This is a genomic window from Lentzea albidocapillata, from assembly GCF_000719115.1.
Classification (GTDB): domain Bacteria; phylum Actinomycetota; class Actinomycetes; order Mycobacteriales; family Pseudonocardiaceae; genus Lentzea; species Lentzea albidocapillata.
In genome coordinates this window covers 255,405-279,911 of the sequence record NZ_JOEA01000006.1, presented here as the reverse complement: position 1 = coordinate 279,911, position 24,507 = coordinate 255,405, and the positions used below count along the sequence as shown (strand labels likewise).

Below are 24,507 nucleotides of genomic sequence, written 5' to 3'. Positions count from 1 at the left end.
GCTATCAGACTTACCGCCGCGCGTCGTCGACGACGCGCGGGAGGGGGTGCTGACATGCTCCATCCCTTCGGTTCAACGTCCGTCCGGGGCGACAGCCGCCACACGGACAGGACCGCGTTGATTCGGCGCGAAGGCCGCGAAGGCTTGCCCGCTTCACTCGAATGCCCTCTTGCACATTGCAGGCACCAAGCGGCGCCTGGCGGACAGGTGGTCAAATCCGCAACCACAATTCAGCGCCGAGGAAGAACTCTCCGAGATACCGGGCCGAACAGGTGATGTGTCCGCCGTCGCATCACGTAATGGCATCCACATCTTGATTGGCGCCTTAGGTTAGCTTTACCTTGTCGACGCCCGTTCTGACCTGGGGGTGAGCTGAGGAGGACCGCTGGTGAGGCGTCGTGCACGCACCGTGACGCTGGTGGCAGCACTGCTGGCGTCGACGTTGACTGCTTGCAGTTCAGCAGACGACCTGATCATTTACTCCGGCCGCAACGAACAATTGGTCGGAGCCCTCCTGGACCAGCTCGAGGAAGCTGTCGGAATCGACGTCGAGGTCCGCTACGGCGGCAGCGGAGAAATGGCCGCGCAGCTGCTGGAAGAAGGCCAGGGCACCGAGGCGGACCTGTTCTTCTCGCAGGACGCCGGCGCGCTGGGCGCGGTCGCGGCGCAGGGCAGGCTGGCCGAGCTCCCCGCGGACGTGCTCGGCATGGTGCCGGAGAACTACCAGGCGCGTGACAGGCGTTGGGTGGCGACGAGCGCACGAGCCCGCGTGATCGCCTTCGACCCACGTGTGGTCGACGCGGACGAGCTGCCCAGGTCGATCGAGGAGATCGTCGACCCGAAGTGGAAGGGCAAGATCGGCTACGCGCCCGCCAACGGGTCCTGGCAGGCGTTCGTGACGTCGGTGCGCGTCCTCAAGGGCGAGGACTTCGCCAGGGACTGGCTGAAGAAGTTCGCCGCCAACGAACCGAAGCGCTTTGACAACAACATCAACATCCTGAAGGCGGTCGACGACGGTCAGCTCCCCTTCGGACTGATCAACCACTACTACTGGTACGCCATGGTCGCGGAGAAGGGCGGCGAGGCCAACGTCAAGGCCAGGCTGCACCGGGCCGGCGGTGGTGATCCGCTCTCGCTGGTCAACGTGGCCGGTGTCGCGGTGATCCAGGGCTCCAACCAGAGCGAGGCCGCGCAGAAGGCCGTGCGGTTCCTGCTCTCCGAGCAGGCACAGCGGCACTTCGCCGACGTGACCGCCGAGTATCCGGCCAATCCGGGCGTGCAGCCGGGCAAGCACCAGCTGCCGCCGATCACGGACCTGCAGGCGCCCGACATCGACCTCTCCAAGCTGTCGTCGCTGCAGGAGACGGTGAAGCTGTTGCAGGAAGCGGGGTTGTCCTGAGGCCCGGACACCGGGCCGCTCCAGCTCTCACCACGCTTTCGCTCCTCGTCGCCGCGGCGGCCCTGCTGCCGCTGGCGTACCTGGCCGTGCGTTCGTTCGAACGCGGCGGAGGTGTCGTGTGGGACGTGCTGGCCCGGACCCGGACCGCGGAACTGGCACTGCGCAGTCTTTCGCTCGCGGTAGCGGTGACGGCCGCGTGCATCGTGCTGGGCGTGCTCAGCGCGTGGCTCGTGACACGCTCGGATCTGCTCGGGCGGCGGGCTTTCGGAGTGCTGCTCGTGCTGCCGCTCGCGGTGCCGTCGTACGTCGCCGGGTTCACCTGGATCTCCGTGGCGCCACAGCTCACCGGGTTCACGGGCGCGTTCGTGGTGCTGACGCTGGTGTCGTACCCGTACGTGCTGCTGCCGGTCGCGGCCGCGTTGCGCACGGCCGATCCGGCGGTGGAGGAGGTCGCGAGGTCACTCGGCAGGACCGGTCGCCAGGTGTTCCTCTCCGTGACGCTGAGGCAGATCCGGCCCGCCGCGCTCGCCGGCGGGTTGCTGGTGGCGTTGTACGTGCTGAGCGACTTCGGTGCGGTCTCGCTGATGCGGTACGAGGCGTTCACGCTCGGCATCTACACGAGCTACCGGGCGACGTTCGACCGCACACCGGCCGCGATCCTCGGGCTGGTCCTGGTGGTGCTGGCGGTCGCGTTGACCATTGGTGAACGCCGGGCGCGCGGGGTGGTCGCGCTGCGTGGGCGTCGGCAGCCGCTGACCGTGCCGCTGGGGCGGGCTCGGGTGCCCGCGCTGGCCGGGACGGTGGCGTTGCTCGTGCTGACGCTCGGGGTGCCGGTCGTCAGCCTGGTGTGGTGGCTGGTGGCGGGCACCTCGACGTTCGAGGTGTCCGACCTGCTGGTGACCACCGGGAACACCGTCGCGGTGTCGGCGTTCGGCGCGGTGCTGACGCTGCTGCTGGCGCTGCCCGTGGGAGTCCTGGCGGCGCGGCACCAGGGCCGGCTCGCCAGAGGTGTCGAGCTCGCCAGCTTCGCGGGGCACGCGCTGCCCGGCATCACCGTCGGGCTGGCGCTGGTGTTCTTCGGCATCAGGTTCGCTCCGGCGCTGTACCAGACCATCCCCATGCTGGCGTTCGCGTACGCGGTGCTGTTCCTGCCCTTGGCCGTGGGAGCCGTGCGCACCGGCGTGGCGCACGCACCGCCGGTGCTGGAGGACGTCTCGCGGTCGCTCGGCCACGGGCGTTGGCGGACAACGTTGCGGGTCACCGTGCCGCTGTCCGCGCCGGGCATCCTGGCCGGCACCGCGCTGGTGTTCCTGACGTGTGCCAAGGAGTTGCCGGCGACGTTGCTACTGCGGCCGACCGGCGTCGACACCCTGGCGACCGAGCTGTGGACCCGCACCGAAGTCGCCGCTTATGCCGCGGCAGCGCCCTATGCGGCGGTGCTGCTGGTGGTGGCGGCGATTCCCGCGGTGGTGCTGGACCGGTTTCTGCGCCAAGACGATTCGGTGAGGTGAGCGATGAGCGGCTTGACGGTGAAGCGACTGGTCGCGGGCTACGGCGGAGAACCCGTGCTGCGCGAGGTCGACTTCGAGGTGCCGGAAGGCGGGTTGCTCGCCGTGCTCGGGCCTTCCGGGTGCGGCAAGACGACGCTGCTGCGGGTCCTCGCCGGCTTCCACCCGATCGCCTCGGGCGAGGTGTGGCTGGGCGAGCGGCAGCTGACCTCCGACGTGCCGCCGGAGCGGCGCGGGATCGGGATCGTGCCGCAGGAGGGCGCGTTGTTCCCGCACCTGAGCGTGGCGGGAAACGTCGGGTTCGGGATCGGCCGGGCTGAACGCGGTGACCGGGTCGAAGAGCTGCTCGACCTGGTGGGCCTGGGCGGGTTCGGCTCGCGGATGCCCGCACAGCTCTCCGGCGGGCAGGCGCAGCGGGTGGCGCTGGCCCGCGCTTTGGCACCGCGTCCCGAGGTCGTGCTGCTCGACGAGCCGTTCTCGGCGTTGGACGCCGGTCTGCGCGAGGAGCTGAGGGCTGACGTGCGCGCGACGTTGAAGGCGGCCGGCGCGACGGCGTTGCTCGTGACGCACGACCAGGAAGAAGCACTGGGTATCGCGGACCACGTGGTGGTGCTGCGAGACGGCGTCGTGGCACAGTTCGCCAGACCGCAGACGATCTACACCTCGCCCGCCGATCTCGGGGTGGCGTTGTTCGTGGGCGAGGCGGTGACGTTCGCCGGCGTCGCCCGCTCCGGCCTGGTGGAGACACCGCTCGGGACCCTGCCGACGTCCGGTGACGGTCCCGGCACGGTGTTGTTGCGGCCCGAGCAGCTGATCCTCGGCAGCACCGGTGTTCCGTCCATTGTGGACGACGTGCTGTTCCACGGGCACGACGCTACGGTTCTGCTGCGGCTCGCCGACGGCACCCGGGTTCGGTCACGCGTGCAGGGCCGAATCTCGGTGCGGGCCGGAGACGTGGTCTCCGTGTCGGTCGACGGGGCCGCCCTGTTCTTCGAGGGCACGCCGTGACGGCCACGGCGGACCTCGGGTTCGCTGATCGTCTCGCGGAGCACGGCGACCGGCTCGCCCTGGTGACACCCGGCGGCTCGCTGACCTATCACGAGCTGGACCAGCGGGTGACCTCGGCGGCGGAGCGGCTCGGCACGACGCGGCGGTTGGTGCTGCTCGCCGCGGAGAACGACATCGACTCGGTCGTGGCATACCTGGCCGCGTTGCGCGGCAGGCACCCGGTCGTGCTCGCGTCCACCGCGCAGATTCCCGCTCTGACCTCCGCCTACGACCCGGATGTGGTGATCTCGGGCTCGTGGACGGAACGGCATGTGGGCACCGTGCACGCGCTGCACGCCGAGCTCGCGCTGCTGCTGTCGACGTCCGGCACGACCGGGTCACCGAAACTGGTGCGGCTGAGCGCGGACAACCTCGCCGCGAACGCCGCCTCGATCGGCTCGTACCTCGACATCCGGGAGACGGACCGCGCCGTCACGTCCTTGCCGCTGCACTACTGCTACGGCCTGTCGGTCGTGAACAGCAACCTCGCGCGCGGCGCCGGGCTGGTGCTCACCGGACGATCGGTGATCGAGCCGGAGTTCTGGGATCTCGTGCGTTCCCAGGGAGTGACGAGCCTGCACGGAGTGCCGCACACGTTCAGGCTGCTGGACGGCATCGGCTTCGAGTCCATGGACCTTCCGAGCCTGCGCTACGTGACGCAGGCCGGCGGCCGGCTGGCCCCCGAGGACGTGGTCCGGTACGCCGAACTCGGCGCCGCGCGCGGCTGGCGGTTCTTCGTGATGTACGGCCAGACGGAGGCCACCGCGCGCATGGCCTACCTTCCGCCTGAACTCGCCGCCTCACACCCGTCCGCGATCGGTGTCGCGATCCCCGGCGGAAAGCTGCGCATCGACGACGGCGAACTCGTCTACAGCGGCCCCAACGTCATGCTCGGCTACGCCCACGCGCCCGAAGACCTGGCACTGGGGCGCACGACCTTCGAGCTGCGGACCGGTGATCTGGGAGTCGAATCCCACGGCCTGTTCTCGGTGACCGGCCGCAAGAACCGGTTCGTGAAGCCGTTCGGGCTGCGCGTCGATCTGGACCAGGTCGAACGCTCACTCGCCGCCGACGGCCTCCGCGCGGCCTGCACGGGTGACGACAGCGGCCTGGTCGTCGCGGTGCTCGGCGACGCGGACCGCGCGGCGAGGCTGATTCGCGCCCAGACCGGCCTGCCCGCGACCGCCGTTCGCGCCTACGCCGCGACGTCCATTCCGTTGCTGTCCAACGGCAAAGTCGACTACCGGGCCGTCGCGGCACCTTCCGGGCGCGACTCGAACTCCGTGCGCGAGGTGTTCGGCTCGGTTCTCGGTATGCGGTCGGTGCCGTCCGACGCGACCTTCAACTCGCTGGGCGGCGACTCGCTGCGCTACGTCCAGATGACCGTTCAGCTGCAACGGTTGCTCGGTGACCTGCCGTCCTGCTGGCCGACGATGCCGGTGTCGTCACTGGAAGAACTCCGCGCCAGGCACCGCCGCGTCCCGCTGATCGACACCACGATCGTGCTGCGGGCGTTGGCGATCCTGCTCATCGTGGGCTCGCACGTCGGTTTCTTCAAGCTGCTCGGCGGCGCGCACCTGCTGCTCGTGGTCGCGGGCTGGAACCTCGCCCGCTTCCTGCTGCCCGCCGATCCGCTGCGGATCCTGCGGGCGGCGGCGTTCATCGCGGTCCCCACCTCGCTCTGGCTCGTCTACCGCGTCGCGGCCACCGATGACGTCACGATCGACAACGTGTTGCTCGTCAACAACTTCACCCGCGTCGGCGCGGCCGGCTACTGGTTCGTCGAGGTCGTCGTGCACGTCCTTGTCCTGTGCGCCCTGGTCTTCGCCGTACCGGCGATCCGCCGCTGGGAACAACGGCACCGCTACGCGTTCGCACTGGCGTTGCTCGGCCTGACGCTCGCGCTGAGGTTCACCGTCGACGGCGACTTCTTCGCTCGCAACATGACCACGCTCGGCGCGGCCTGGTTCGTCGCCCTCGGCTGGCTCGCCCAGCGCTCCCCCGCACTGTGGCAGAAGTGCCTCGTCGTGGTGGTGATGGTCACGATGGTTCCCGGCCGGATGGAGGACCTCTCGCGCGAGATCATCGTGATCGCCGGCGTGATCCTGCTGCTGTCGCTGGCCCGCGTGCCGGTGCCACGCGGACTGCTCACCCCGGTAAGCCTGCTGGCCAGCGCGTCACTCGCCATCTACCTCACGCACTACGCCGTGTTCCCGCACCTGCAACCACAGGTGCCGTCGCCGATCGTGTGGGCCGCGTGCATCGTGGTGGGGTGCGTGGTGTGGCTGGGAATCGACCGAGCGGTCAAAATGGCTCGCTGACGCGCTGTAGCAGCGGGGTGCTCTTGGCCGCGCGAATGGCGTTGAGGATGACCAGGATCTCAGCCGTCTCATGCACGAACACGACGGTCGCCAGGCCCATGAAACCGAAAGCTGCCAACGGGATCAGCACGCCGATGATCGCCAGCGACAGGCCGACGTTCTGCAACATCACCCGGCGGGCGTGCCGGGCGTGTGCCAGGACCTGGGGCAGGTGGCGCAGGTCCTCCCCCATCAGCGCCACGTCGGCGGTCTCGATCGCCACGTCGGTTCCCATGGCGCCCATGGCGATGCCGACGTCGGCGGTGGCCAGCGCCGGGGCGTCGTTGACGCCGTCGCCGACCATGGCGATCTTGCGTCCGTTGCGCAGCTTGCCGACCAGCGCGGCCTTGTCCTCGGGCAGGAGTTCGGCGTGGACGGTCGTGATACCCGCCTGGCCGGCCAAAGCCGTTGCGGTGGCGGTGTTGTCGCCGGTGAGCATCGCGGTGTCGATGTTCAGGCCACGCAGCCTGCTGATCACCTCAGGTGCCTCGTCACGCAGTTCGTCGCGGACCGCGACGGCTCCGAGCAGCGTTCCGTCCCGTTCGACGAGCACGACGGTGGCGCCCGCCCGTTGCAAACGGTCGACCTCGCCACGCAGGGAGCCGGGATCGACCCAACCCGGCTTGCCCAGCCGCACCTGGGCGCCGTCCAGACTTCCGGTCAGCCCGTGGCCCGGCACGGCAGTCACGTCGTCGGCGACCGGTGCGTTCTCCGCAGCCTCCAGGATCGCGCGGGCCAATGGGTGCTCGCTGCGTGCTTCGAGCGCGGCGGCGGCGGTCAGCACCTGATCACGCGTGGCATCTCCGGCCGGCAGCACCTCCACGACGCGCGGAGCGTTGCGGGTCAGCGTGCCGGTCTTGTCCAGTGCGACGATGCCGATGCGACCGAGTTCTTCCAGCGCGGCACCACCCTTGACCAGCGCGCCCTGCCTGCTCGCCGCTCCGACCGCGGCGACGACGGTGAGCGGGATGGAGATCGCCAGCGCACACGGGGACGCGGCCACCAGCACGACCAGCGCGCGTTCGAGCCACACCATCGGGTCGCCCAGCAGCGCCCCGAGCCCGGCGATGAGCACGGCCAGGATCATGATCGCCGGGACCAGCGGACGGGCGATGCGGTCGGCGAGGCGCTGGCCGACGCCCTTGCGGTCCTGGGCCTCTTCGACGATGTGCACGATGCGGGCCAGCGAGGAGTCCGACGCTCGTGCGGTGACCTCGACCTCGATCGCGCCACCACCGTTGATCGCGCCGGCGTGCACCGTGTCGCCAGGCCCGGCCTCGACCGGAACCGACTCACCGGTGATCGCGGACAGGTCCAGGTTGGTGTGGCCGGTGCGGATGATCCCGTCGGTCGCGGCGCGTTCGCCGGGTCGCAGCACCATCCGGTCGCCGACCACAAGCTCGTCGGGCGCGATCTGCAGTTCGGTCCCGTCGCGCAGCACCGACGCGGTGGGCGGCACCAAACCGAGCAATGCGCGCAGGCCGCGACGGGTGCGGGCGATGGCGTAGTGCTCCAGGCCTTCGGCAATGGAGAACAGCACGCCGAGCATGGCGGCCTCGGTGATCTGCCCCAACGCGACCGCGCCGATGGCCGCGATGGTCATCAGGGTGGCCACGCCGACCCGGCGCCGCAGCAGGCCGCGTACCGCGCCCGGTACGAACGAGGCCGCGCCCACCACCGCCGAGGCCAGCATCAGCCCGGTGCCCACCAGTTCGGCGCCCGTGGAACCGATCCACCAGCCCACCGCGAGCAGGACGGCCGCGACCGCCGCCAGCTGCAGCTCGCGAACCCGCCACCAGCTACTCGGCCCCTGATCGGTTTGTGTGGTGGTCGGGCGCGGTTCCTGCGGCCCGCAGCACTCGTCAGCCACAGCTACGCCTCCAGTGCGCCCGCGACCGCGGACTCGTCCAGGACTGCGGCGACCAACGCCCGCCCACGACCGGTCAGCGCGTACATGACCAACCGGCCGTCACGCCGCGACGACACCAGCCCGCCGATCTTGAGCTGCCGCAGGTGGTGCGAGGTCAGGTTCTGCGCCGCGCCGGCAACCCACGAGGCGTCGCACACGCACAACTCCCCGCCGGTCAGCAACGCCGCCGCGATCCGCAACCGGGTCGGATCGCCCAATGCCCGCGCCGCCGCCGCGGCGGACTCCACCGCGGACAGCTCCGGCAGACCCGTCCGGATCTCCTCGGCGTGCGGCAGGTCCAGGCACAACAGGTCACAGGTGTCCCGGCGCTCGTCAGTCACATGCATATCCTAACGTACGTTGATACGTTGGAACATGCACGGTCGCGGAAGGCTCAAAGCTGGAACCGGTAGCCCATGCCGGGCTCCGTGATCAGGTGCTTGGGATGTGCGGGATCGGCCTCCAGCTTGCGCCGCAACTGCGCCATGTACACCCGCAGGTACTGCGACTCACCGACCGACATAGGTCCCCACACCTCGGACAGCAGTTGCTTCTGAGACACCAGGCGGTCCGGGTTGCGGGCGAGGATCTCCAGCAGTCCCCACTCGGTCGGCGTCAGGTGCACCTCGCGGTCGTCGCGGTGCACCTTCTTGACCGTGAGGTCGACGGTGAAGGTCGACGTCCGCACGATCGGCTCGTCCGCCACCAACGCGGTCTTCCTGCGGACGGCGGCTCGCAGGCGCGCCAGCAGTTCGTCCATTCCGAACGGTTTGGTGACGTAGTCGTCCGCGCCGGCGTCCAGCGCCTCGACCTTGGCCGCCGAGTCGGTGCGTGCGGACAGCACGATGATCGGTATCGTCGACCAGCCCCGCAGTCCTGCGATGACATCCACGCCGTCGATGTCCGGCAGTCCGAGGTCCAGCACCACGACGTCCGGTTTGCCTTCCACCGCGACGCTGAGCGCGGTCTTCCCGTCATACGCCGTCAGGACGTGATACCCACGAGCACTGAGGTTGATCCGCAGCGCCTTCACGATCTGCGGCTCGTCATCGACTACAAGCACTGACGTCATTCCGCCATCTCCTTGTGCACAGGCAGCGCGATCACGATCGTGAGTCCGCCGCCCGGTGTGTCCTCCGCGCTGATCTGACCGTCCATGGCGTCGGTGAATCCCTTGGCCACGCTCAGACCCAGCCCGACTCCGGGTGTCGCGTCGCGGTCGCCGAGTCGCTGGAACGGCGTGAAGATCCGGTCCACGACCTTCTTGTGCAGGCCGGGGCCGTGGTCCACGACCCGCAGCTCGACATGGTCACCGTGGGTGCTGGCCCGCACCGCGATCTCCGGCTCGTCGGCGTCGACCGGCCGGCGCGGGGACATCCGGCCGTGCCGCAGCGCGTTGTCGATGACGTTGGCCACCACCCGCTCCAGCAGTCCCAGGTCCGCTCGCACCGGTGGCAGGTGTTCGTCGACGCTCACCGAGATCGTGTTGCGTTCGTCGATGCCGGACAACGCCCTCGCGACCACCTCGTAGTAGCCGACCGGGCGCAGCAGCGGAGCCACCGATCCGGTGGCGAGCCGGGAGGAGTCGAGCAGGTTGTCCACCAGAGCGTTGAGCCGATCCGCCGACTCCTCCACGGTGGCCATGAGCTCACCCGTGTCCTCTTCGGACAGTCGAAGCTCACGGTCGCGGAGGCTGCCGATCGCGGCCTTGATGGACGTCAGCGGCGTGCGCAGGTCGTGCCCGACCGCGGACAGCAGAGCGGTACGCAACTCGGTCGTCTCCACCTTGCGTTGCGCGTCCGCCGTCTCCGCCGCCATGCGTTGCTGGCGCAGTGCCATCAACGCCTGGCCCGCCGCGGCCTCCAGCACCCGCTGGTCGCTCGCCGGCACCGTCCTTCCCCGCAACGCGAGGTGGATGTCGGAGGTGACCGCGATGTCGGCGTCGGCGTCGTCCGGCTCGTCGCACGGCCGCGGACCCACGCACGCAACGCGTTCCCACCCGCCGTTGTGACGTTCCAGCAGGGCGACCGAGTCGAGGCCGAAGTTCTCGCGGATCTTCTCCAGCAACCGCGACAACGGGTACGGATTGGTCAGCACCGTACGGGAGTAGGAGGCGAGCAGCGCGGCCTCCGTCCGAGCCCGCGCGCCCTGCTCGCCCAGCCGTGCGGCGCGGTCCACGACCAGGGCCACGATCGTCGCCACGATCACCATGGCCACCAACGTGATCACGTTCTCGGGCGAGTTCACGGCGAGGCTGTGGTACGGCTCGGTGAAGAAGAAGTTGAGCAGGCCCGCTCCGAGGAACGCGCTGACGAGCGCCGGCCCCAGTCCCCCGACCAGGGCCACCACGCAGGTGGCGAGCAGGAAGCCGACCAGGTCGGTGGAGTAGTCGATGCCGTCGCGCCAGAACAGGCCCAGCACGGTGGTCAGGCCTGGCAGCACGACGGACCCCAGCCAGCCCGCGAGTTGCCGGCCGCGGCTCAGCGCGTTGCGGCCGATCTTCCAGCGCAGGCCACGGCGTGCCGCATCGTGCGTGACCATGTGCACGTCGATCGGACCGGAGTCGTGGATCACGGCGGCGCCGATGCCCTCGTCGACCGCCCGCGCGAGCCGGGATCGTCGTGACGTCCCCAGCACGAGCTGGGTGGCGTTGACGCCGCGGGCGAACTCCAGCAGTGCGGTCGGCACGTCGTCGCCGACCACCGAGTGGAACGTGGCGCCGAGATCCTCGGCGATCTTGCGGCACTTCGCCACGATCTCGGGTGACGCACCGGTGAGCCCGTCGCCGCGCATCACATGCACCACAAGGAGTTCCGCGCCCGCGCGCAGTGCGATCCGGCGGGCGCGGCGGATGAGCGTCTCGCTCTCCGGCCCGCCGGTGATCGCCGCGACCACGCGTTCGCGGGTCTCCCAGGTGTCGGTGATCTGCCGGTCGTGGCGATACCGCTGCAACGCGACGTCGACCTGGTCGGCCACCCACAGCAACGCCAGTTCGCGCAGTGCGGTCAGGTTGCCGACGCGGAAGTAGTTGCCGAGCGCGGCGTCGATCTTGTGGGCGGCGTAGACGTTGCCGTGTGCCAGGCGCCGTCTGAGCGCCTCCGGCGTGATGTCGACGAGCTCGACCTGTTCGGCGCGGCGGACGACCTCGTCCGGCACGGTTTCCCGTTGCTGGACACCGGTGATCCGCTCGACCACGTCGTTGAGCGACTCCAGGTGCTGGACGTTGACGGTGGACAGGACGTCGATGCCCGCGTCGAGCAGTTCCTCGACGTCCTGCCAGCGCTTGTCGTTGCGCGAGCCGGGCACGTTGGTGTGCGCGAGTTCGTCGACGACCGCGACCTCGGGCGTGCGAGCCAGCAACGCGTCGACGTCCATCTCGCTGAAGTCGACGCCGCGGTGGTGGATCTCCCTGCGGGGCAGAATCTCCAGGCCGTCGAGCAGGTGCTGGGTTTTCTGCCGCCCGTGCGTCTCGACGAGGCCGACGACCACGTCGGTGCCGCGCTCCCGGCGCCGGTGAGCTTCGCCGAGCATGGCGAAGGTCTTGCCGACACCGGGAGCGGCACCGAGGTAGATCCTCAGCTCGCCGCGGCGCTTCTCAGCTCGCTGCGTCGATGGCACGGTTGAGCGCCGTCACGTTGACCGTGGTGGTGAAGGTGCCGCCGGTGCTGACCGACACGAGTTCACGCACCTTCTCCTCGGACAGGCCGCTGGCCCGAGCCACCCGTGGTACCTGGATCGTCGCGTACTCCGGGCTGATGTGCGGGTCGAGACCGGACGCTGACGCCGTGACGGCGTCCTGCGGCACCTGGTCCTCGGCAACGCCTTCGCGCTGCGCGATCTCCGTGCGCCGCTCGGCGATCACCTTGTCGTAGTCCTCGTTCAGCTCTCCCTTGTTCGAGCCACCGGACGCGGGCAGCGTCGCGGCGGAAGGCCGCGGCACGAAGTACTGGTCACCCTCGCGGACGACCGCGACCGACGTGGTGTCCGTGGCTTCGGCGTTGCCGTGCAGACCGGGAATCCGGGACACGCCCCACACCGCCATCGGGTAGAGCACCCCGCAGACCACCGTCAGAACGAGCAGGATTCGCAACCCTGCCCACGCCTGCTTGAAGAAGTTCTCCACCGAGGTCACCCGATTCCAGGAATCAAACGGACGAGCAGGTCGATCAGCCAGATCCCGGCGAACGGCGTCACGACGCCACCCAGGCCGTAGATCAGCAGGTTGCGCCGCAGCAGCGCCGACGCGCTGGACGGCCGGTACCGCACACCCTTGAGCGCCAACGGGATCAGCGCCACGATGACCAGCGCGTTGAAGATCACCGCCGACAGGATCGCGGACTGGGGCGTGGCCAGGTGCATGATGTTGAGCCTGTCCAGCGCCGGATAGATCGCCGCGAACATGGCGGGCAGGATCGCGAAGTACTTCGCCAGGTCGTTCGCCACCGAGAACGTCGTCAGCGCACCGCGCGTGATCAGCAACTGCTTGCCGATCTCCACGATCTCGATGAGCTTGGTCGGGTCCGAGTCGAGGTCGACCATGTTGCCGGCCTCCTTCGCGGCCGACGTACCGGTGTTCATCGCAACGCCGACGTCGGCCTGCGCGAGCGCCGGAGCGTCGTTCGTGCCGTCACCGGTCATCGCGACCAGCCGGCCACCCTCCTGTTCCTTGCGGATCAGGGCCATCTTGTCCTCGGGCTTGGCCTCCGCGAGGAAGTCGTCCACACCGGCCTCGGCAGCGATCGCCTTGGCCGTCAACGGGTTGTCACCCGTGACCATGACCGTCCGGATGCCCATCGCCCGCAGTTCGGCGAACCGTTCCTTCATGCCGGGCTTCACGACGTCGGACAGCCGGATGACGCCGAGCACCTCGTCGTTCTCGGCGACGACGAGCGGCGTGCCGCCGTCCTCGCTGATCCTGTCGACGATCGCGCGGACCTCGTCCGAAGTCTGAAACCCGCTGGCAGCGCCCTTGCGGATGCTGCGACCACCCAGGTCGATGCCACTCATCCGCGTCTGCGCGGTGAACGGCACGAACTCACCGGTCTTCTCGTGCTCGGTCGGCACGGCCGGCAGCCCGTACTTCTCCGCGCAGAGCTCGACGATGCTGCGACCTTCAGGTGTGCCGTCCGCCAGGCTCGACAGCCGGACAGCCTCGACGAGCCGGCGTTCGTCGCTGCCGTTGGCCGCGATGAACTCGGTCGCGCGGCGGTTGCCCCATGTGATGGTGCCGGTCTTGTCCAGCAGCAACGTGTCGATGTCACCGGCGGCCTCGACGGCCTTGCCGGAGGTGGCGAGGACGTTGCGCTGCACCAGCCGGTCCATGCCCGCGATGCCGATGGCGGACAGCAGCGCGCCGATGGTCGTCGGGATCAGGCAGACCAGCAACGCCGTCAGCACGACCACCGACTGCTCGCCGCCGGAGTAGATCGCGAACGGCTGCAGCGCCACGACCGCGAGCAGGAAGATGATCGTCAGTGTGGACAGCAGGATCGTCAGCGCGATCTCATTCGGGGTCTTCTGCCGTTCCGCACCCTCGACGAGAGCGATCATGCGGTCGACGAACGTCTCCCCAGGTTTCGTCGTGATCTGCACGACGATCCGGTCCGACAGCACGGTCGTGCCACCGGTCACCGCAGACCTGTCACCGCCGGACTCGCGGATCACCGGCGCGGACTCACCGGTGATGGCCGACTCGTCCACGGTGGCAATGCCCTCGACGACGTCACCGTCGCCGGGGATGACCTCGCCCGCCTCGACGACGACCAGGTCGCCGATCCGGAGATCGGTGCCGGGCACGCACTCTTCGGAACCGTCCTCGGTCAGCCTGCGCGCTACCGCGTCCTTCTTGGTCCTGCGCAACGAGTCGGCCTGCGCCTTGCCGCGCCCTTCCGCGACGGCCTCGGCGAGGTTCGCGAACAGCACGGTGAACCACAACCACACCGCCACCGCGACGGTGAACACGCTCGGGTCGCTGACGGCGAACACGGTGACCAGAAGCGAACCGGCCCAGACCACGAACATGACCGGGTTGCGCAGCTGGTAGCGCGGGTCGAACTTGCGCAGCGCGTCCGGGAACGACGTCAGCAGTTGCCTGGGGTTGAAGATGCCCGCGCCGACCTGGCGACCCAGGTTCTCCGCGTGCCGGTCACGGATCTCCTCGGGAGTCCGCTGAAGTGTGCTGGTCACAGCAGAGCCTCCGCGATGGGACCAAGGGCAAGGGCGGGAACGAACGTGAGCGCGGCGACCAGCACGATGCTGCCGCCGAGCAGGGTGGCGAACAGCGGCCCGGTCGTCGGCAACGTGCCCGCCGTGACCGGCACCTTCCTCTGCGCCGCAAGAGAACCGGCCAGCGCCAGCACGGCGATGATCGGGATGAACCGGCCGAAAGCCATGCAGACGCCCAGAGAGGCCTGGAACCAGTCGTTGGTCACCGTGATGCCGGCGAACGCGGACCCGTTGTTGTTCGACGCTGACGCGTAGGCGTAGAGGATCTCCGAAAGACCGTGCTCCCCAGGGTTGTTGAGTGCGCCCTGCGTGCTCGGCAGGATCGCCGCGATACCGGCACCGATCAGCAACACCGTCGGCATCGCCAGAATCGACACCGCCGCAGCCGTGACTTCCTTGCGGCCCAGCTTCTTGCCCAGGTACTCCGGCGTGCGGCCGACCATCAGACCGGCCAGGAACATCGCGATGATCGCCATCACCAGGATGCTGTACAGACCGGTGCCGACACCGCCCGGCGTCATCTCGCCGAACAGCATGTTCAGCATCGCGCCGCCACCGCCGAGCCCGGTGAAACTGTCGTGCATCGAGTTCACCGCGCCGGTCGACGTGCTCGTGGTCGAGTTCGCGAACAAGGCGCTCGCGGGAATGCCGAAGCGGAGTTCCTTACCCTCCAACGGACGCAGGCCGGTGGCTTCCGCGACCCAGATGACGGTGAGCATCGCGGACCAGATCAGGCCCATCACGCCGAGCAGGACGTAGCCCTGCTTCCTGTTGCCCACCAGCTGACCGAACGTCCGGGTCAGCGCGACCGGGATCACCAGGATCAGGAAGATCTCGATGAGGTTCGTCCACGAGTTCGGGTTCTCGAACGGGTGCGCGGAGTTCGCGTTGAGAACGCCGCCACCGTTGGTGCCGAGTTCCTTGATGGCTTCCTGCGCGGCAACGGGCGCGTTGGCGACGACCTGGCCGTCAACGTCCACACCGGACTTGAGCGACATCGTGACACCGAGCGCGATCAGCACGATCGCGAACACGAACGCGATCGGCAGCAGGATCCGGACGATGCCGCGCACCAGGTCGACCCAGAAGTTGCCGAGCCGGTCGGTCCGGTGCCGCACGAACCCGCGCACCAGCGCCATCGCGACGGCCATGCCGACCGCGGCGGACACGAAGTTCTGCACGGTCAAGCCGGCCATCTGGACCGAGTGACCCATGACCGTCTCCGGCACGTACGACTGCCAGTTCGTGTTCGTCACGAAGCTGACCGCCGTGTTGAACGCCATGCCGGACGGCACGTTGCCGCGGTCGAAGTTGAACGGCAACCAGCCCTGGATGCGTTGCAGCACATAGAGAAGCACGACGCCGACGAACGAGAAACCGAGCACGCCGTAGGCGTAGGTGCTCCACTTCTGCTCGCTGTCCGGGTTGATCCGGCCGAGCCGGTAGATCGCCAGCTCCAGCTTGGAGTGCCTGGTGGCGCTGTACACACGCGCCATGTAGTCGCCGAGCGGCCGATAGGCCGCAGCCACTGCCACGACGAGGATGCCGACCTGGAGCAGGCCGGCCACAGTGGGTGACATCAGAACTTCTCCGGCCTGACGAGAGCGATGAACAGGTAGACGATCAACAGCAACGCGAGCACGCCGCCGACGGCGTTCGCGAGCAGACCGATGCCGCTCACAACTTCTCCAGTCCACGCACGGTGAGACCCAGCACGAGGAAACTTCCGATCAGCAGCAACGCGTAGGCCAAATCGGCCATGACGCGCTCCCTTCCCGACAACGAGGTGGTCTTGACGCGAGAAGCGTGCATGGCGAAAACCCGCACGTCAGGAGTGTCTGACGGCAATTTGACACCCTTGGCGGCTTCCTTTACGCATTCTTGATGCCGTGAGAACTGCGTCTCACTCCAACGCGGCATTCGCGGGTAACTGAATGTGATCCGCGAGACGTCGAGATGTCATTCAGACCGCGATTTTCACCTGATTCGGGCGCATTCTGTCTGGCGTGCTCACCGCCATGGGCGACCTGGCTCGTCTGGTCGCGCTCCGGCCGGTCGTGACCCGCTGGGTCTTTCGCGCCGCACCGGAAGGGCCTACCCTTCGTGGACTGGTGTGCCGGGAAGCCTGGTCGGCGTGACGTATCCGCCGTGGGAAAAGAGACCGGTCATGCTCACCAGGAGAGCACTCGTCATCGGCACAGGCCTCGCTGGTCTGGCAACCGCTTACCGCCTGCGTCGCAGCGACTGGGACGTCGTACTGGTGGGCGAACCCGCACAATGCGCCTTCACCCGCACCGCTGCCGGCCTCGACGCCGCACGACGCCTTGGGCTGCGGCTCAACCCGGATGTCGCGGCCGTGCTGCGGCGCAGCCTCGGCAACGCGGTGACCTACCGCATCGACGAAGTAGGCACTCTCCGCCCCGACGACTGCGGTGCCACGGTGACCTTCTCGAACGGCGACGACGAGTGGTTCGACCTCGTCACCGAACCCGACCCTGACTTCGATTCGTCGCTCGCCCTCGTCGCAGCCGAGATGCTCGGCGACGCGCTGGACATCTTCCGCGACACGGACGAGGCGTTGCGCTGGTGGGAAGAAACCCTACGGCCGTTCAAAGGAGAGCTGGTTGAAAGCCTTGCTGGTCACGCACGGCACAGGTGAACTCGGCCGCTTATCGGATTTCGGTGTCCCGCAGGTCACCGCTGAACCGCCGGCGCTGCCGCATCTGCCGCTCCGGCATGCGTTCGACAGCCACCGGCCGCATCATCCGATGCCCGGAAACGGGGCGCGGCTTCGCAGGCGGCCTCAGGTAGCGCCGCAGCGACTGCGTCGGCTTCTCCACCAGCTGCCACGACAGGACCCCGGCGACATAGGACAACGGCACCCCCAGCGCCATCAGCAGCCACGGGTCGCGTACCCCGGCCAGCACGACGAGCTGCTGCAGCGGCATGCCCCAGATGTAGAGCCCATAGCTGCCGTAAACCCACTCGTCGTACCCGGCGAACCGCCGCGGCCAGTGGTGCGCCAAGGTGACCGCGCCGTAACCGGCGGCCAGGGGCAGCACGAACCTCGCGGCCGGCTCCAGGAGCGGAGCGAAGTTCGCGATGAGGTAGACGGCCAGAAGAGCGCAGGCCACCCAAGGCTTCAACGGGAGGCTGTCGCGGTAGACGAAGAACACCATGCCGAGCACGAACGGGACCATGTAGGCGACCAGCGGGGCCAGCGGGACGCTGAGGAAGCCGCCGAGGTCGCCGTTGTCGCCGACGTGGGCCTGGCCGAAGCCGTCCAGGACGAGGAACGCGGCGAGCAGGGGGAAGAGGGCGAGGCGGAACCGGCCGAGCACGCCGAGGAGGCCGGCGGCGAGGACGATCAGGTAGCCGGTGGTCTCCATCGGCAGGGTCCAGATGGAACCGTTGACGGAGAAGGGATACGGGTTCTCGGCGAATACGCCGGGGAGCTTGTGCTGCAACGTGTACAGGCCCGCGTTGTTGATGACGTAGCCCCACGTCTGGTGGTCGCGCCAGTAGTCGGCCTGACCGATCACGGTGACGAGAGGGCCGATCACGAAGGCGGTGATCATCACGACCACGAGCAGCGGTGGCCAGATGCGCAGAGTGCGCTTGAGCAGGTAACGCCACCAGGACGCGTCGCGGTGCCAGCTGTCCGCGATCTGGTAGCCGCTCATGGCGAAGAACGCCATCAGCGCGAAGTAGCCCGGTGAGAGGTTCCAGCTCTTCGGGAACATGCCGATGCGGCTGGGGTCGATCAGCGGGAAGCTGTGCTCGACAACGACCAGCACCGCGCCTATCAGGCGCAGCCAGGCGAAACCCGTCTCGATCTTCGCATAGCGCTTCCCCTCGGTGAGCGAGCTGTCCGCCCGCCTCAGCACCCCGTCCACGGTTCTTGCCTGACCGGTGTCATAGGCCTAGCAGCGTAGCGCCCACAGCGAACGGCCCAGCACCGGTTCGATCAATCAGCAACGGAGTGATCAGCAGGGTGCGGCCGGGCACAGGCTCCCCGGTGCCGTCAACCGGTTGATCGACCCACATCGGGCCGAGGACGTTTGGGCTACGTTCGGGTGCATACGGAAGCCCGTTCTACTGCTGGCTGGGCTATGACCCGGGCACCGGGATCCACGAGGACGGTGCGTACGGCCCAGGGACCCGCAACGTCATTCGCTGGCCGAGCGAGAACGAGGGGTGCACGCCCTACCGTGGTGGCAACGGCTGACCAGCGAAGAGAAGACACGTGGGAGAGCACCATGACCGTCGCCGCGCGGCCGAGCCGGTTGGACGTCGTCAGGCAGCACGTCGAACACGCTTTCGGTGCGCAGGTCGCGAAGCGACTCGACATGTTCGAGGACGGGACCTTCTACGTCACGGCAGGCGGGTGGGCGCGACTGCTGTCGTGGTTGGTGGACTTCGTCGTCTACCTGTTCTGCGCGTTCGCCGGTTTCGTCGCGTTCGTGCTCGCCACCCGTGACAGTGGGGTCTCCGACAGCGTGGCGGCGCTGACCATGCTCGGTCTGCTGGCCGGCACGCCGGTCCTCTGCGGCCTGGTCTTCGGTAACGGCCGCGCGCTCGGCGCGATGCTCACCGGGACCCGCCTCGTCCGAGTCAAGAACGGCCGCCGGATCGGTGCCGGAGCCTGCTGGGCCATGCTCGTGCGCACCGTGCTGTTCCCGTTGCTGCTCATCGCTTTCACAGTCGGCGGGACGGTCGCCGGCTCGCTCAGCAGGATCAGCATCGACGACGGCGCCACCCGGCGGCTGCACGCTGCCGGTTTCCTGCGCCTCGACGCGCCCAGCCCGGTCGACCAGCGCCGATGAGACCGGCGGCCGCGAGCTCGTCAGGCGCGGTCGTGGAGGGTGGTTCTGCCTCCGTCCGGCACCGCCGCCGGAGGCAACGGCGTCACCGCACCGAGGCGATCACTTCCCTGCCGGCCGTGCGGCCGGCGGCCGGTCCACCCACGCGCTGGTAGGCCAGGTCCATTTCGAGCGCGATACGTTGCCAGTCGTACCGGACGCGCGCACGGTCCTCCGCGGCACAGCTCATCTCCTGGCGCCGGACGTCGTTCGCCAGCAGTGATCGCAGCGCCCGCCCCAGCGCGGCGGGCTCCCGAGGTGGAACGTGCAGGCCGGTCACGCCGTGCACCACGGTCTCGGCCAGGCCGCCCACCGCCGTCGCCACCACCGGCACCCCGCATGCCATGGCCTCAATCGGCACGATTCCGAACGGTTCGTGCCGCTGCGGGCATGCCACAACGTCCGCGGAACGGATGAGAGGGGGTACGTCCGCGTGCGGCACACGTCCGAGGAACGTGACGCGGTGCGCTACGCCGCACCGGTCCGCCAACTCCCGCAGCCGCACCAGGTTCGCGTCCGGTCGAGAGCTGCTCGGACCACCGGCGATCACGAGCTCGGTCCAGCTCACCGTGGTGAGGGCGCCGATCAGGTCGTCGACTCCGTCGTGCGGTGCGAGACCTCCCACCGTGAGGATGCGCGGCATCCCGTTGCGTGGTGCGCTCGGGCCGTTCGGTGTGAACGTTTGCAGGTCCACTCCCCATGGAACGGCCGAGATCTTGGATCGGCGCACCCCCAGCCTGGCGAGCTCGTTCGTTTCGTGGCCCGACGTGGCGATCACGCACGTCGCCGCCCGGCCGACCAGCCGCTCGTGCGCGGTGGAGTCGCCTCCCTGGAGCGTGTGGTAGCTCTGCACAACGGGGATTCCACTGTGGCGTGCGCCGAGCACCGCCGCCAAGCCGGAGGTCCAGTGGTGTGCGTGGATCAGATCTGGAACATCGCTGCTCCAGAGATCCTGAAGTGACCGCGCGAACTCGCCGACGTGCGGGGTGACGTCGAGCTGCCGAGCCGGTCCGGCGGGCACCTGCACCACCTCGAGCCCGTCCGCGACCCGCATCCGGTCCGGCAGACGCGCCTCGGTCCGGCGGGTGTAGATCGTCAGGTCGTGTCCCTGCAGGCGCAACGCTTCGGAGAGCTTGGCGACGTGCAGGCTCTGCCCGGTCACGTCCTGGTCGCGCAGTGCGGTCAGCGGGTTCGCCCGCATCAAGACCATCGCGATCTTCACCTGGCCACCCCCGGGTTGGGCCACGGGTTCGCCACGCAGGTCTTCCCATCCTTGGCCACCGCCGCCCCCTGAGGTGCGGTGGCGGTGATCTCGGCGAGCCTGTCGTTCGACACCGAGAAGGTCTGCTGCATCATCACGGGCGCGGGGGCGCCGTCCGCGGGACAGGGCTCGTGCCCGTGGCCGAGGAAGTGCCCGATCTCGTGGTTGACGAGGTACTTCCGGTATCCCGCCAGGTCGCCCTTGAACGACTGGGCGCCCCGGAACCAGCGCGGCGCACTCACGTACACCACACCGTTGACGTAACAGGAAGTGTCGTAGGGAATGTCGAACCCGCAGATGGCTCGGGCGGTTTCCGTCGCGGTGAGCCGGATTCGCACGTCCGGCTGGGCGACGTCGACGCGGCGGAAGGCGACGTCGCCCGACGCGGTCCAGCCCCGCGGGTCGGCGAGGGCCTGGTCCACGGCCGCGGCGAACGGGAGCTGGGCCTGCGGCACCACGGCACCCTGTTCGACCTCGACGGAGTAGGTGCGCACCCTTCCGGTACCGACCTGCGCGGTCGTGCCGGGGACGGTGCGCCACCATCCTTCGCCCTGCTGCCGCACCGGAACCCCCGGCGGAAGCTCAGGTCCCGGGCGAACCACGTCCTTGCCGGCCAGTGCGAGTGGCGACGTCGCCGCGGTGGACGAGGACGGCTCCGGGGGCGAAGACGTGGAGGACGAAGGTGCCGGCCTCACCGAGATGCTGCCCACGGCCGGAATCTCCGGCTGCGCCCCGTGCTGCGCGGGCGCGTCCGGCTGCAGGCTCTTCAGCATGCCGATCGTCACCCCGGCCAGCATCGCGGCGAAGACGTACATGACGATTCTTCCGACGGTCACGAGGTCCCTCCCCCCATCACGAGCAGCTGAACAGCACTGGGCACAGCGCGTGGTGCAACGCCGCCCTCGCGGCGGGCTGCAGGCCTTCCGCGGGACCACGCTCACGGCCGGACACCACGAGCAGGTCGCTCGGGAACAGTCGCGTCTCCTCCTGGACCGACCTGACTGCGCGCACCAGTTCGACGATGACGTCGGGGCAGGCGGCGTGGACGCGATCCGCGGCGGCGTCCAGCGAGTCGGCGGCCTTGATGTACGGACGCATCAGCACGCGCAGGCGAGTGGCTCCTCGCGCACGGCAGAAAGCCATCGCACGCCGCAGGACGCCCTCGCTACCCACCGCGTCGAGGACAGCCGTGACCACGCCGAAGCGGCAGGCGACCGCGGCGGGAGAGCCGCCCACGACGACGACATCACGGAGGTCGCGGCCCGCGAGTGGTGGCGCGGCGTGGGCACGAGCGCGGGAGATGACCACCAGCCCGCCTTCCCAGCGGCCGGGCGTGCACTCTGAGTGTTCGACGTGGACGGTGAGACCGGGGTGCTCGGCGAGCACTGCCGCGATGTCGGCGTGCGCGGGGTCGTTCTTCGGGCCCGCATGCACGACCAGGCCGACGCCCAGTGCCTCGGCGCACGCGGCAGCCCATCGAACGCCGGTGGTACCCGAGTCGCGAACGTCCACCAGCACGCAGGTCGCCGTGATGCGTACGGACTCGTTCGCGAGCGCGGTCATCGCGTCACGCTCGACGTGTCGGCCGTGGCAAGCGTCGTGTCGGCCGATGCCGGCTCGGGGCTTCGCTGCGACGGCATGTTCGGCGCGGTGGTGACCTCGGCGTACCACTGGTCCAGCAGCCGCTGCCGCTCCGCGAGCTCGGCGAGCATGGCGCGGGACCGCTCCAACGCCTCACCGACGATCTCCTGGGCGCGCCGGCTCGCCTCGGCCAGCCTGCGCTGGCTCTCCTGCTCGGCCTCGTCCAGCAGGACGGCATGGCGTCCGGCGGATTCCTCGGCACGGTGCACGGCGTCTTCGGTGCGGGCGCGAGCCTCGTCCTCGATCTCGTCCGCCTTGCGCCTGGCCACGTGCAGCAGGTAGCGGATGCACCCGGAGACGGCGTTGTCCTTGGTGTGCCCGGCGTGGAGCGTCCGGTACTCCGCGAGCTCCGACCGTGCTTCCTCCAGATGACGGGCGAGGTCCTCGGCCGTTGCGAGGGCGGCGTCACGGTCGGTGCAGGCCAGGTCGAGTTGCGCCTCCAGCCGGGCGTACTCCTCGTCGACCTGGATCCGGTCGTAACCGAGCCATCGGGTGCGGAAGATCTTGGGCCCCGCGTTCAGGAGATCGTCCATAGCCATGCCCGTGTCCCTTTCCTGAACGTGGGTGGTTGTTGTGGTACATGGCAGGTACCCATGGACCGACCCGCCAGACATCACGACCTGGCAAACACCCTGTCTAGTGAATTCCTCACGGACCGTCATCGCGGCGGGTATCCGGTGAGGACCCTGATCGGAGGTGTCCCGTGAACGAACATGAACCCGCTGCCGAGACGGACGAGGCCTGGCAACCGTTCGTCGACGCGCTGTGCGTGGCAGCCTCCACCTGGGACGCCGGCCTCGGGCGATCTCCGGGCGGCGAGCAGCGCACACCGATCAGCCCCGGTCAGGCCGAGAACGTCATGCTGGCGATGGCCGCTCTCACGCGGCGGATGGCCACGGCGACGGCGACGATCGTGCGCGCGATCGCGGATACGCGGCTGGCACCCGTGACCGGTGCGGACGACCTGTCGGACGAGGTGGAGTCGTTGGGGCACATGGCGTTGTGCGCCGAAGCCATGCAACGCGCAGCGGAGCTCGCGCGGGCGGTCGCCGGTGACCTGAACGACGTGTAGGTCAGTTCTGCCGGCTCCGCGGTCACCGGGTGGCGCGGTGTTGTCCACGGTGAACTCGTGATCCACGACGGCGTCCATGACCAACGGCGTGGTGCTGCGGACGCGAGCTGTCAGCGCATGGTTCCCCTCGGCCGGCGTGAAGCTCTCCAGGGTCAGCCGGTCTCCGTCACGGCTCGTCGCGATCACGGTGTCGTCCACGAGAACTTCGACCCGTCCCAGGACGGCCGGATCACCCGTGCTGATGCGGACGTCGCGAAAAGCCGCCGCCCTCAGCACCGCGCCGTCCTCGAGACCGTCGATGCTCAGGCCGATCTTCTCCATGTGCGTCACGGAGGCCACGACGAGGGTCGACGACACCGCGAACACCATGCCGAGGAAGACCAGCAGGAGGAGTTCGGACCTGCGAACCGGGGCGCGCACGACTCATCCCGACGCCAGGGAGGCGAGCCGGTCGGCACCCCCGTTGAAGACGTTCTGGTCGATCGGCGACGAGGTGTACTGCCAGATGGTGTGGACCGGCCATTTGAAGGGCATGGGACCGACCGACGCCGAGTACCTGGCGAGCCACAACGGGTTGGTGGAACTGAAGTCGCCGCTGCGTCCCGTGCACTTGTCCCACCACTGCGTGGATGTGTAGATCACCGGCCAACGCTTGGTCAGTGCGTGGTAGGTGTCGCTGAAGCTGCGAATCCAGCCCACCATCGCGGCATGGCTCAGGCCGTAGCAGGTGTCGCCGCCGTACGGGTTGTACTCGATGTCGAGCGTTCCGGGCAGCGTTCGCCCGTCCCGCGACCAGCCGCCGCCGTTCCGCACGAAGAACCGGGCCTGCGTCGCGCCGTCGGAACGGTTCGGCAGCGCGAAGTGATAGGAGCCCCTGATCATGCCCACGGCCGCGGAACCGTTGTACTGCTGGGTGAACTTGGGGTTGAGGTAGGCGGTGCCCTCGGTCGCCTTGATGTAGACGAAGCGCTTGCCCGAACGCCACCAGTGTCCCCAGTCGACGTTGCCCTGGTGGCTGCTGACGTCGATGCCGTCCACCCGGCCCACGCCGAGATCGGGCGGTGTCATGAGCATCTCGCCAGTACCTTCGTGCTTGGCGATCTGCGAGCCGGCCGAGTGGTCTTCCGAGCCTTCGGACGCATGGACGTTGACGGGACTCAGCATGCTCGCGACCAACGCGATCGCAGCGGTGCGAACAACATGAGAGCCTGCACTTTGTTGCG

The 24,507-nt window shown here is 68.8% G+C and carries 22 protein-coding genes; 7 read left to right on the top strand and 15 right to left on the bottom strand.

Translation table 11 applies throughout. From position 1 onward, the window contains the following. Nucleotides 1-388: 388 nt before the first annotated feature. The 4 genes from IG04_RS0110880 (at nucleotide 389) to IG04_RS0110865 (ending at nucleotide 6,275) form a co-directional block, all read left to right on the top strand. Nucleotides 389-1,399 carry an iron ABC transporter substrate-binding protein gene (locus IG04_RS0110880; protein ID WP_245816442.1) on the top strand — a complete coding sequence of 337 codons (1,011 nt, stop codon included), beginning with the start codon at nucleotides 389-391 and terminating at the stop codon, nucleotides 1,397-1,399. Between the two features lie 86 nt (nucleotides 1,400-1,485). After that, a complete protein-coding gene (locus IG04_RS0110875) occupies nucleotides 1,486-2,910 on the top strand; it encodes an ABC transporter permease (RefSeq protein WP_245816440.1) in 1,425 nt (474 codons plus the stop codon). A 3-nt stretch (nucleotides 2,911-2,913) separates the two neighbouring features. Beyond that, the gene (locus IG04_RS0110870) at nucleotides 2,914-3,915 is read left to right on the top strand and encodes an ABC transporter ATP-binding protein (RefSeq protein ID WP_030476461.1); all 1,002 of its coding nucleotides are present in this window, start codon (nucleotides 2,914-2,916) and stop codon (nucleotides 3,913-3,915) included. Beyond that, nucleotides 3,912-6,275 (top strand): non-ribosomal peptide synthetase, encoded by a 2,364-nt coding sequence (locus IG04_RS0110865; protein ID WP_030476460.1) that lies wholly within the window; start codon nucleotides 3,912-3,914, stop codon nucleotides 6,273-6,275. Before IG04_RS0110870 ends, IG04_RS0110865 begins: the two co-directional genes overlap by 4 nt. Here the strand turns inward: IG04_RS0110865 and IG04_RS0110860 are convergent. Genes IG04_RS0110860 through IG04_RS46400 form a run of 9 tightly spaced genes read right to left on the bottom strand, consistent with a single transcriptional unit; the run spans nucleotide 6,259 to nucleotide 16,275 of the window. Continuing rightward, nucleotides 6,259-8,184, bottom strand: a complete 1,926-nt coding sequence (locus IG04_RS0110860) for a heavy metal translocating P-type ATPase (protein ID WP_084401840.1) — start codon at nucleotides 8,182-8,184, stop codon at nucleotides 6,259-6,261. The two genes, IG04_RS0110865 and IG04_RS0110860, sit on opposite strands and share 17 nt — an antisense overlap. Before the next feature lie 2 nt (nucleotides 8,185-8,186). Further along, on the bottom strand, nucleotides 8,187-8,564 hold the full coding sequence (locus IG04_RS0110855) for an ArsR/SmtB family transcription factor (protein ID WP_030476458.1): 378 nt from the start codon (nucleotides 8,562-8,564) through the stop codon (nucleotides 8,187-8,189). Between the two features lie 53 nt (nucleotides 8,565-8,617). Further along, on the bottom strand, nucleotides 8,618-9,295 hold the full coding sequence (locus IG04_RS0110850) for a response regulator (RefSeq protein WP_030476457.1): 678 nt from the start codon (nucleotides 9,293-9,295) through the stop codon (nucleotides 8,618-8,620). After that, the gene (locus IG04_RS0110845) at nucleotides 9,292-11,841 is read right to left on the bottom strand and encodes a sensor histidine kinase (protein WP_030476456.1); all 2,550 of its coding nucleotides are present in this window, start codon (nucleotides 11,839-11,841) and stop codon (nucleotides 9,292-9,294) included. Before IG04_RS0110845 ends, IG04_RS0110850 begins: the two co-directional genes overlap by 4 nt. After that, nucleotides 11,819-12,346 carry a potassium-transporting ATPase subunit C gene (locus IG04_RS0110840; protein ID WP_030476455.1) on the bottom strand — a complete coding sequence of 176 codons (528 nt, stop codon included), beginning with the start codon at nucleotides 12,344-12,346 and terminating at the stop codon, nucleotides 11,819-11,821. The genes IG04_RS0110845 and IG04_RS0110840 overlap by 23 nt, the downstream gene beginning before the upstream one ends. A 5-nt stretch (nucleotides 12,347-12,351) precedes the next feature. Next, nucleotides 12,352-14,409, bottom strand: coding sequence for a potassium-transporting ATPase subunit KdpB (gene kdpB / locus IG04_RS0110835; RefSeq protein WP_030476454.1), 2,058 nt, complete (start codon nucleotides 14,407-14,409; stop codon nucleotides 12,352-12,354). Next, nucleotides 14,406-16,028, bottom strand: a complete 1,623-nt coding sequence (gene kdpA / locus IG04_RS0110830) for a potassium-transporting ATPase subunit KdpA (RefSeq protein ID WP_030476453.1) — start codon at nucleotides 16,026-16,028, stop codon at nucleotides 14,406-14,408. The genes kdpB and kdpA overlap by 4 nt, the downstream gene beginning before the upstream one ends. Further along, the gene (gene kdpF / locus IG04_RS0110825; RefSeq protein ID WP_030476452.1) at nucleotides 16,028-16,129 is read right to left on the bottom strand and encodes a K(+)-transporting ATPase subunit F; all 102 of its coding nucleotides are present in this window, start codon (nucleotides 16,127-16,129) and stop codon (nucleotides 16,028-16,030) included. Before kdpF ends, kdpA begins: the two co-directional genes overlap by 1 nt. After that, nucleotides 16,126-16,275, bottom strand: a complete 150-nt coding sequence (locus IG04_RS46400; RefSeq protein WP_157512900.1) for a hypothetical protein — start codon at nucleotides 16,273-16,275, stop codon at nucleotides 16,126-16,128. The genes kdpF and IG04_RS46400 overlap by 4 nt, the downstream gene beginning before the upstream one ends. A 340-nt stretch (nucleotides 16,276-16,615) precedes the next feature. Here IG04_RS46400 and IG04_RS0110815 point away from each other — a divergent pair, with 340 nt between their 5' ends. After that, on the top strand, nucleotides 16,616-17,107 hold the full coding sequence (locus tag IG04_RS0110815; protein ID WP_084401835.1) for an NAD(P)-binding protein: 492 nt from the start codon (nucleotides 16,616-16,618) through the stop codon (nucleotides 17,105-17,107). A 10-nt stretch (nucleotides 17,108-17,117) separates the two neighbouring features. Here IG04_RS0110815 and IG04_RS0110810 read toward each other — a convergent pair whose 3' ends face one another. Further along, entirely contained in the window at nucleotides 17,118-18,344 is a 1,227-nt protein-coding gene (locus IG04_RS0110810) for an acyltransferase family protein (RefSeq protein WP_084401833.1), read from the bottom strand. Between the two features lie 363 nt (nucleotides 18,345-18,707). Between IG04_RS0110810 and IG04_RS0110805 the strand changes: the two genes are divergently transcribed. Further along, nucleotides 18,708-19,274 (top strand): RDD family protein, encoded by a 567-nt coding sequence (locus IG04_RS0110805; RefSeq protein ID WP_030476449.1) that lies wholly within the window; start codon nucleotides 18,708-18,710, stop codon nucleotides 19,272-19,274. Nucleotides 19,275-19,356: 82 nt separating this feature from the next. Here the strand turns inward: IG04_RS0110805 and IG04_RS0110800 are convergent, their stop codons facing one another. The 4 genes from IG04_RS0110800 to IG04_RS0110785 are packed head-to-tail and all read right to left on the bottom strand — an operon-like array spanning nucleotide 19,357 to nucleotide 22,751. Further along, nucleotides 19,357-20,532 carry a glycosyltransferase gene (locus IG04_RS0110800; protein WP_030476448.1) on the bottom strand — a complete coding sequence of 392 codons (1,176 nt, stop codon included), beginning with the start codon at nucleotides 20,530-20,532 and terminating at the stop codon, nucleotides 19,357-19,359. After that, nucleotides 20,529-21,407, bottom strand: a complete 879-nt coding sequence (locus tag IG04_RS42480) for a DUF3152 domain-containing protein (RefSeq protein WP_051769537.1) — start codon at nucleotides 21,405-21,407, stop codon at nucleotides 20,529-20,531. The genes IG04_RS0110800 and IG04_RS42480 overlap by 4 nt, the downstream gene beginning before the upstream one ends. Nucleotides 21,408-21,423: 16 nt before the next feature. Then, complete coding sequence (locus tag IG04_RS0110790) at nucleotides 21,424-22,134, bottom strand: hypothetical protein (protein ID WP_030476446.1); 711 nt, start codon at nucleotides 22,132-22,134, stop codon at nucleotides 21,424-21,426. Further along, nucleotides 22,131-22,751, bottom strand: coding sequence for an SPFH domain-containing protein (locus IG04_RS0110785; protein WP_144065526.1), 621 nt, complete (start codon nucleotides 22,749-22,751; stop codon nucleotides 22,131-22,133). Before IG04_RS0110785 ends, IG04_RS0110790 begins: the two co-directional genes overlap by 4 nt. Nucleotides 22,752-22,915: 164 nt before the next feature. On the opposite strand from IG04_RS0110785, the gene IG04_RS46395 reads away from it, so the two are divergent. After that, nucleotides 22,916-23,284 carry a hypothetical protein gene (locus IG04_RS46395; protein ID WP_084401830.1) on the top strand — a complete coding sequence of 123 codons (369 nt, stop codon included), beginning with the start codon at nucleotides 22,916-22,918 and terminating at the stop codon, nucleotides 23,282-23,284. Nucleotides 23,285-23,707: 423 nt separating this feature from the next. Here IG04_RS46395 and IG04_RS0110775 read toward each other — a convergent pair whose 3' ends face one another. After that, a complete protein-coding gene (locus IG04_RS0110775) occupies nucleotides 23,708-24,448 on the bottom strand; it encodes a lysozyme (protein WP_051769566.1) in 741 nt (246 codons plus the stop codon). Between the last annotated feature and the right edge of the window lie 59 nt (nucleotides 24,449-24,507).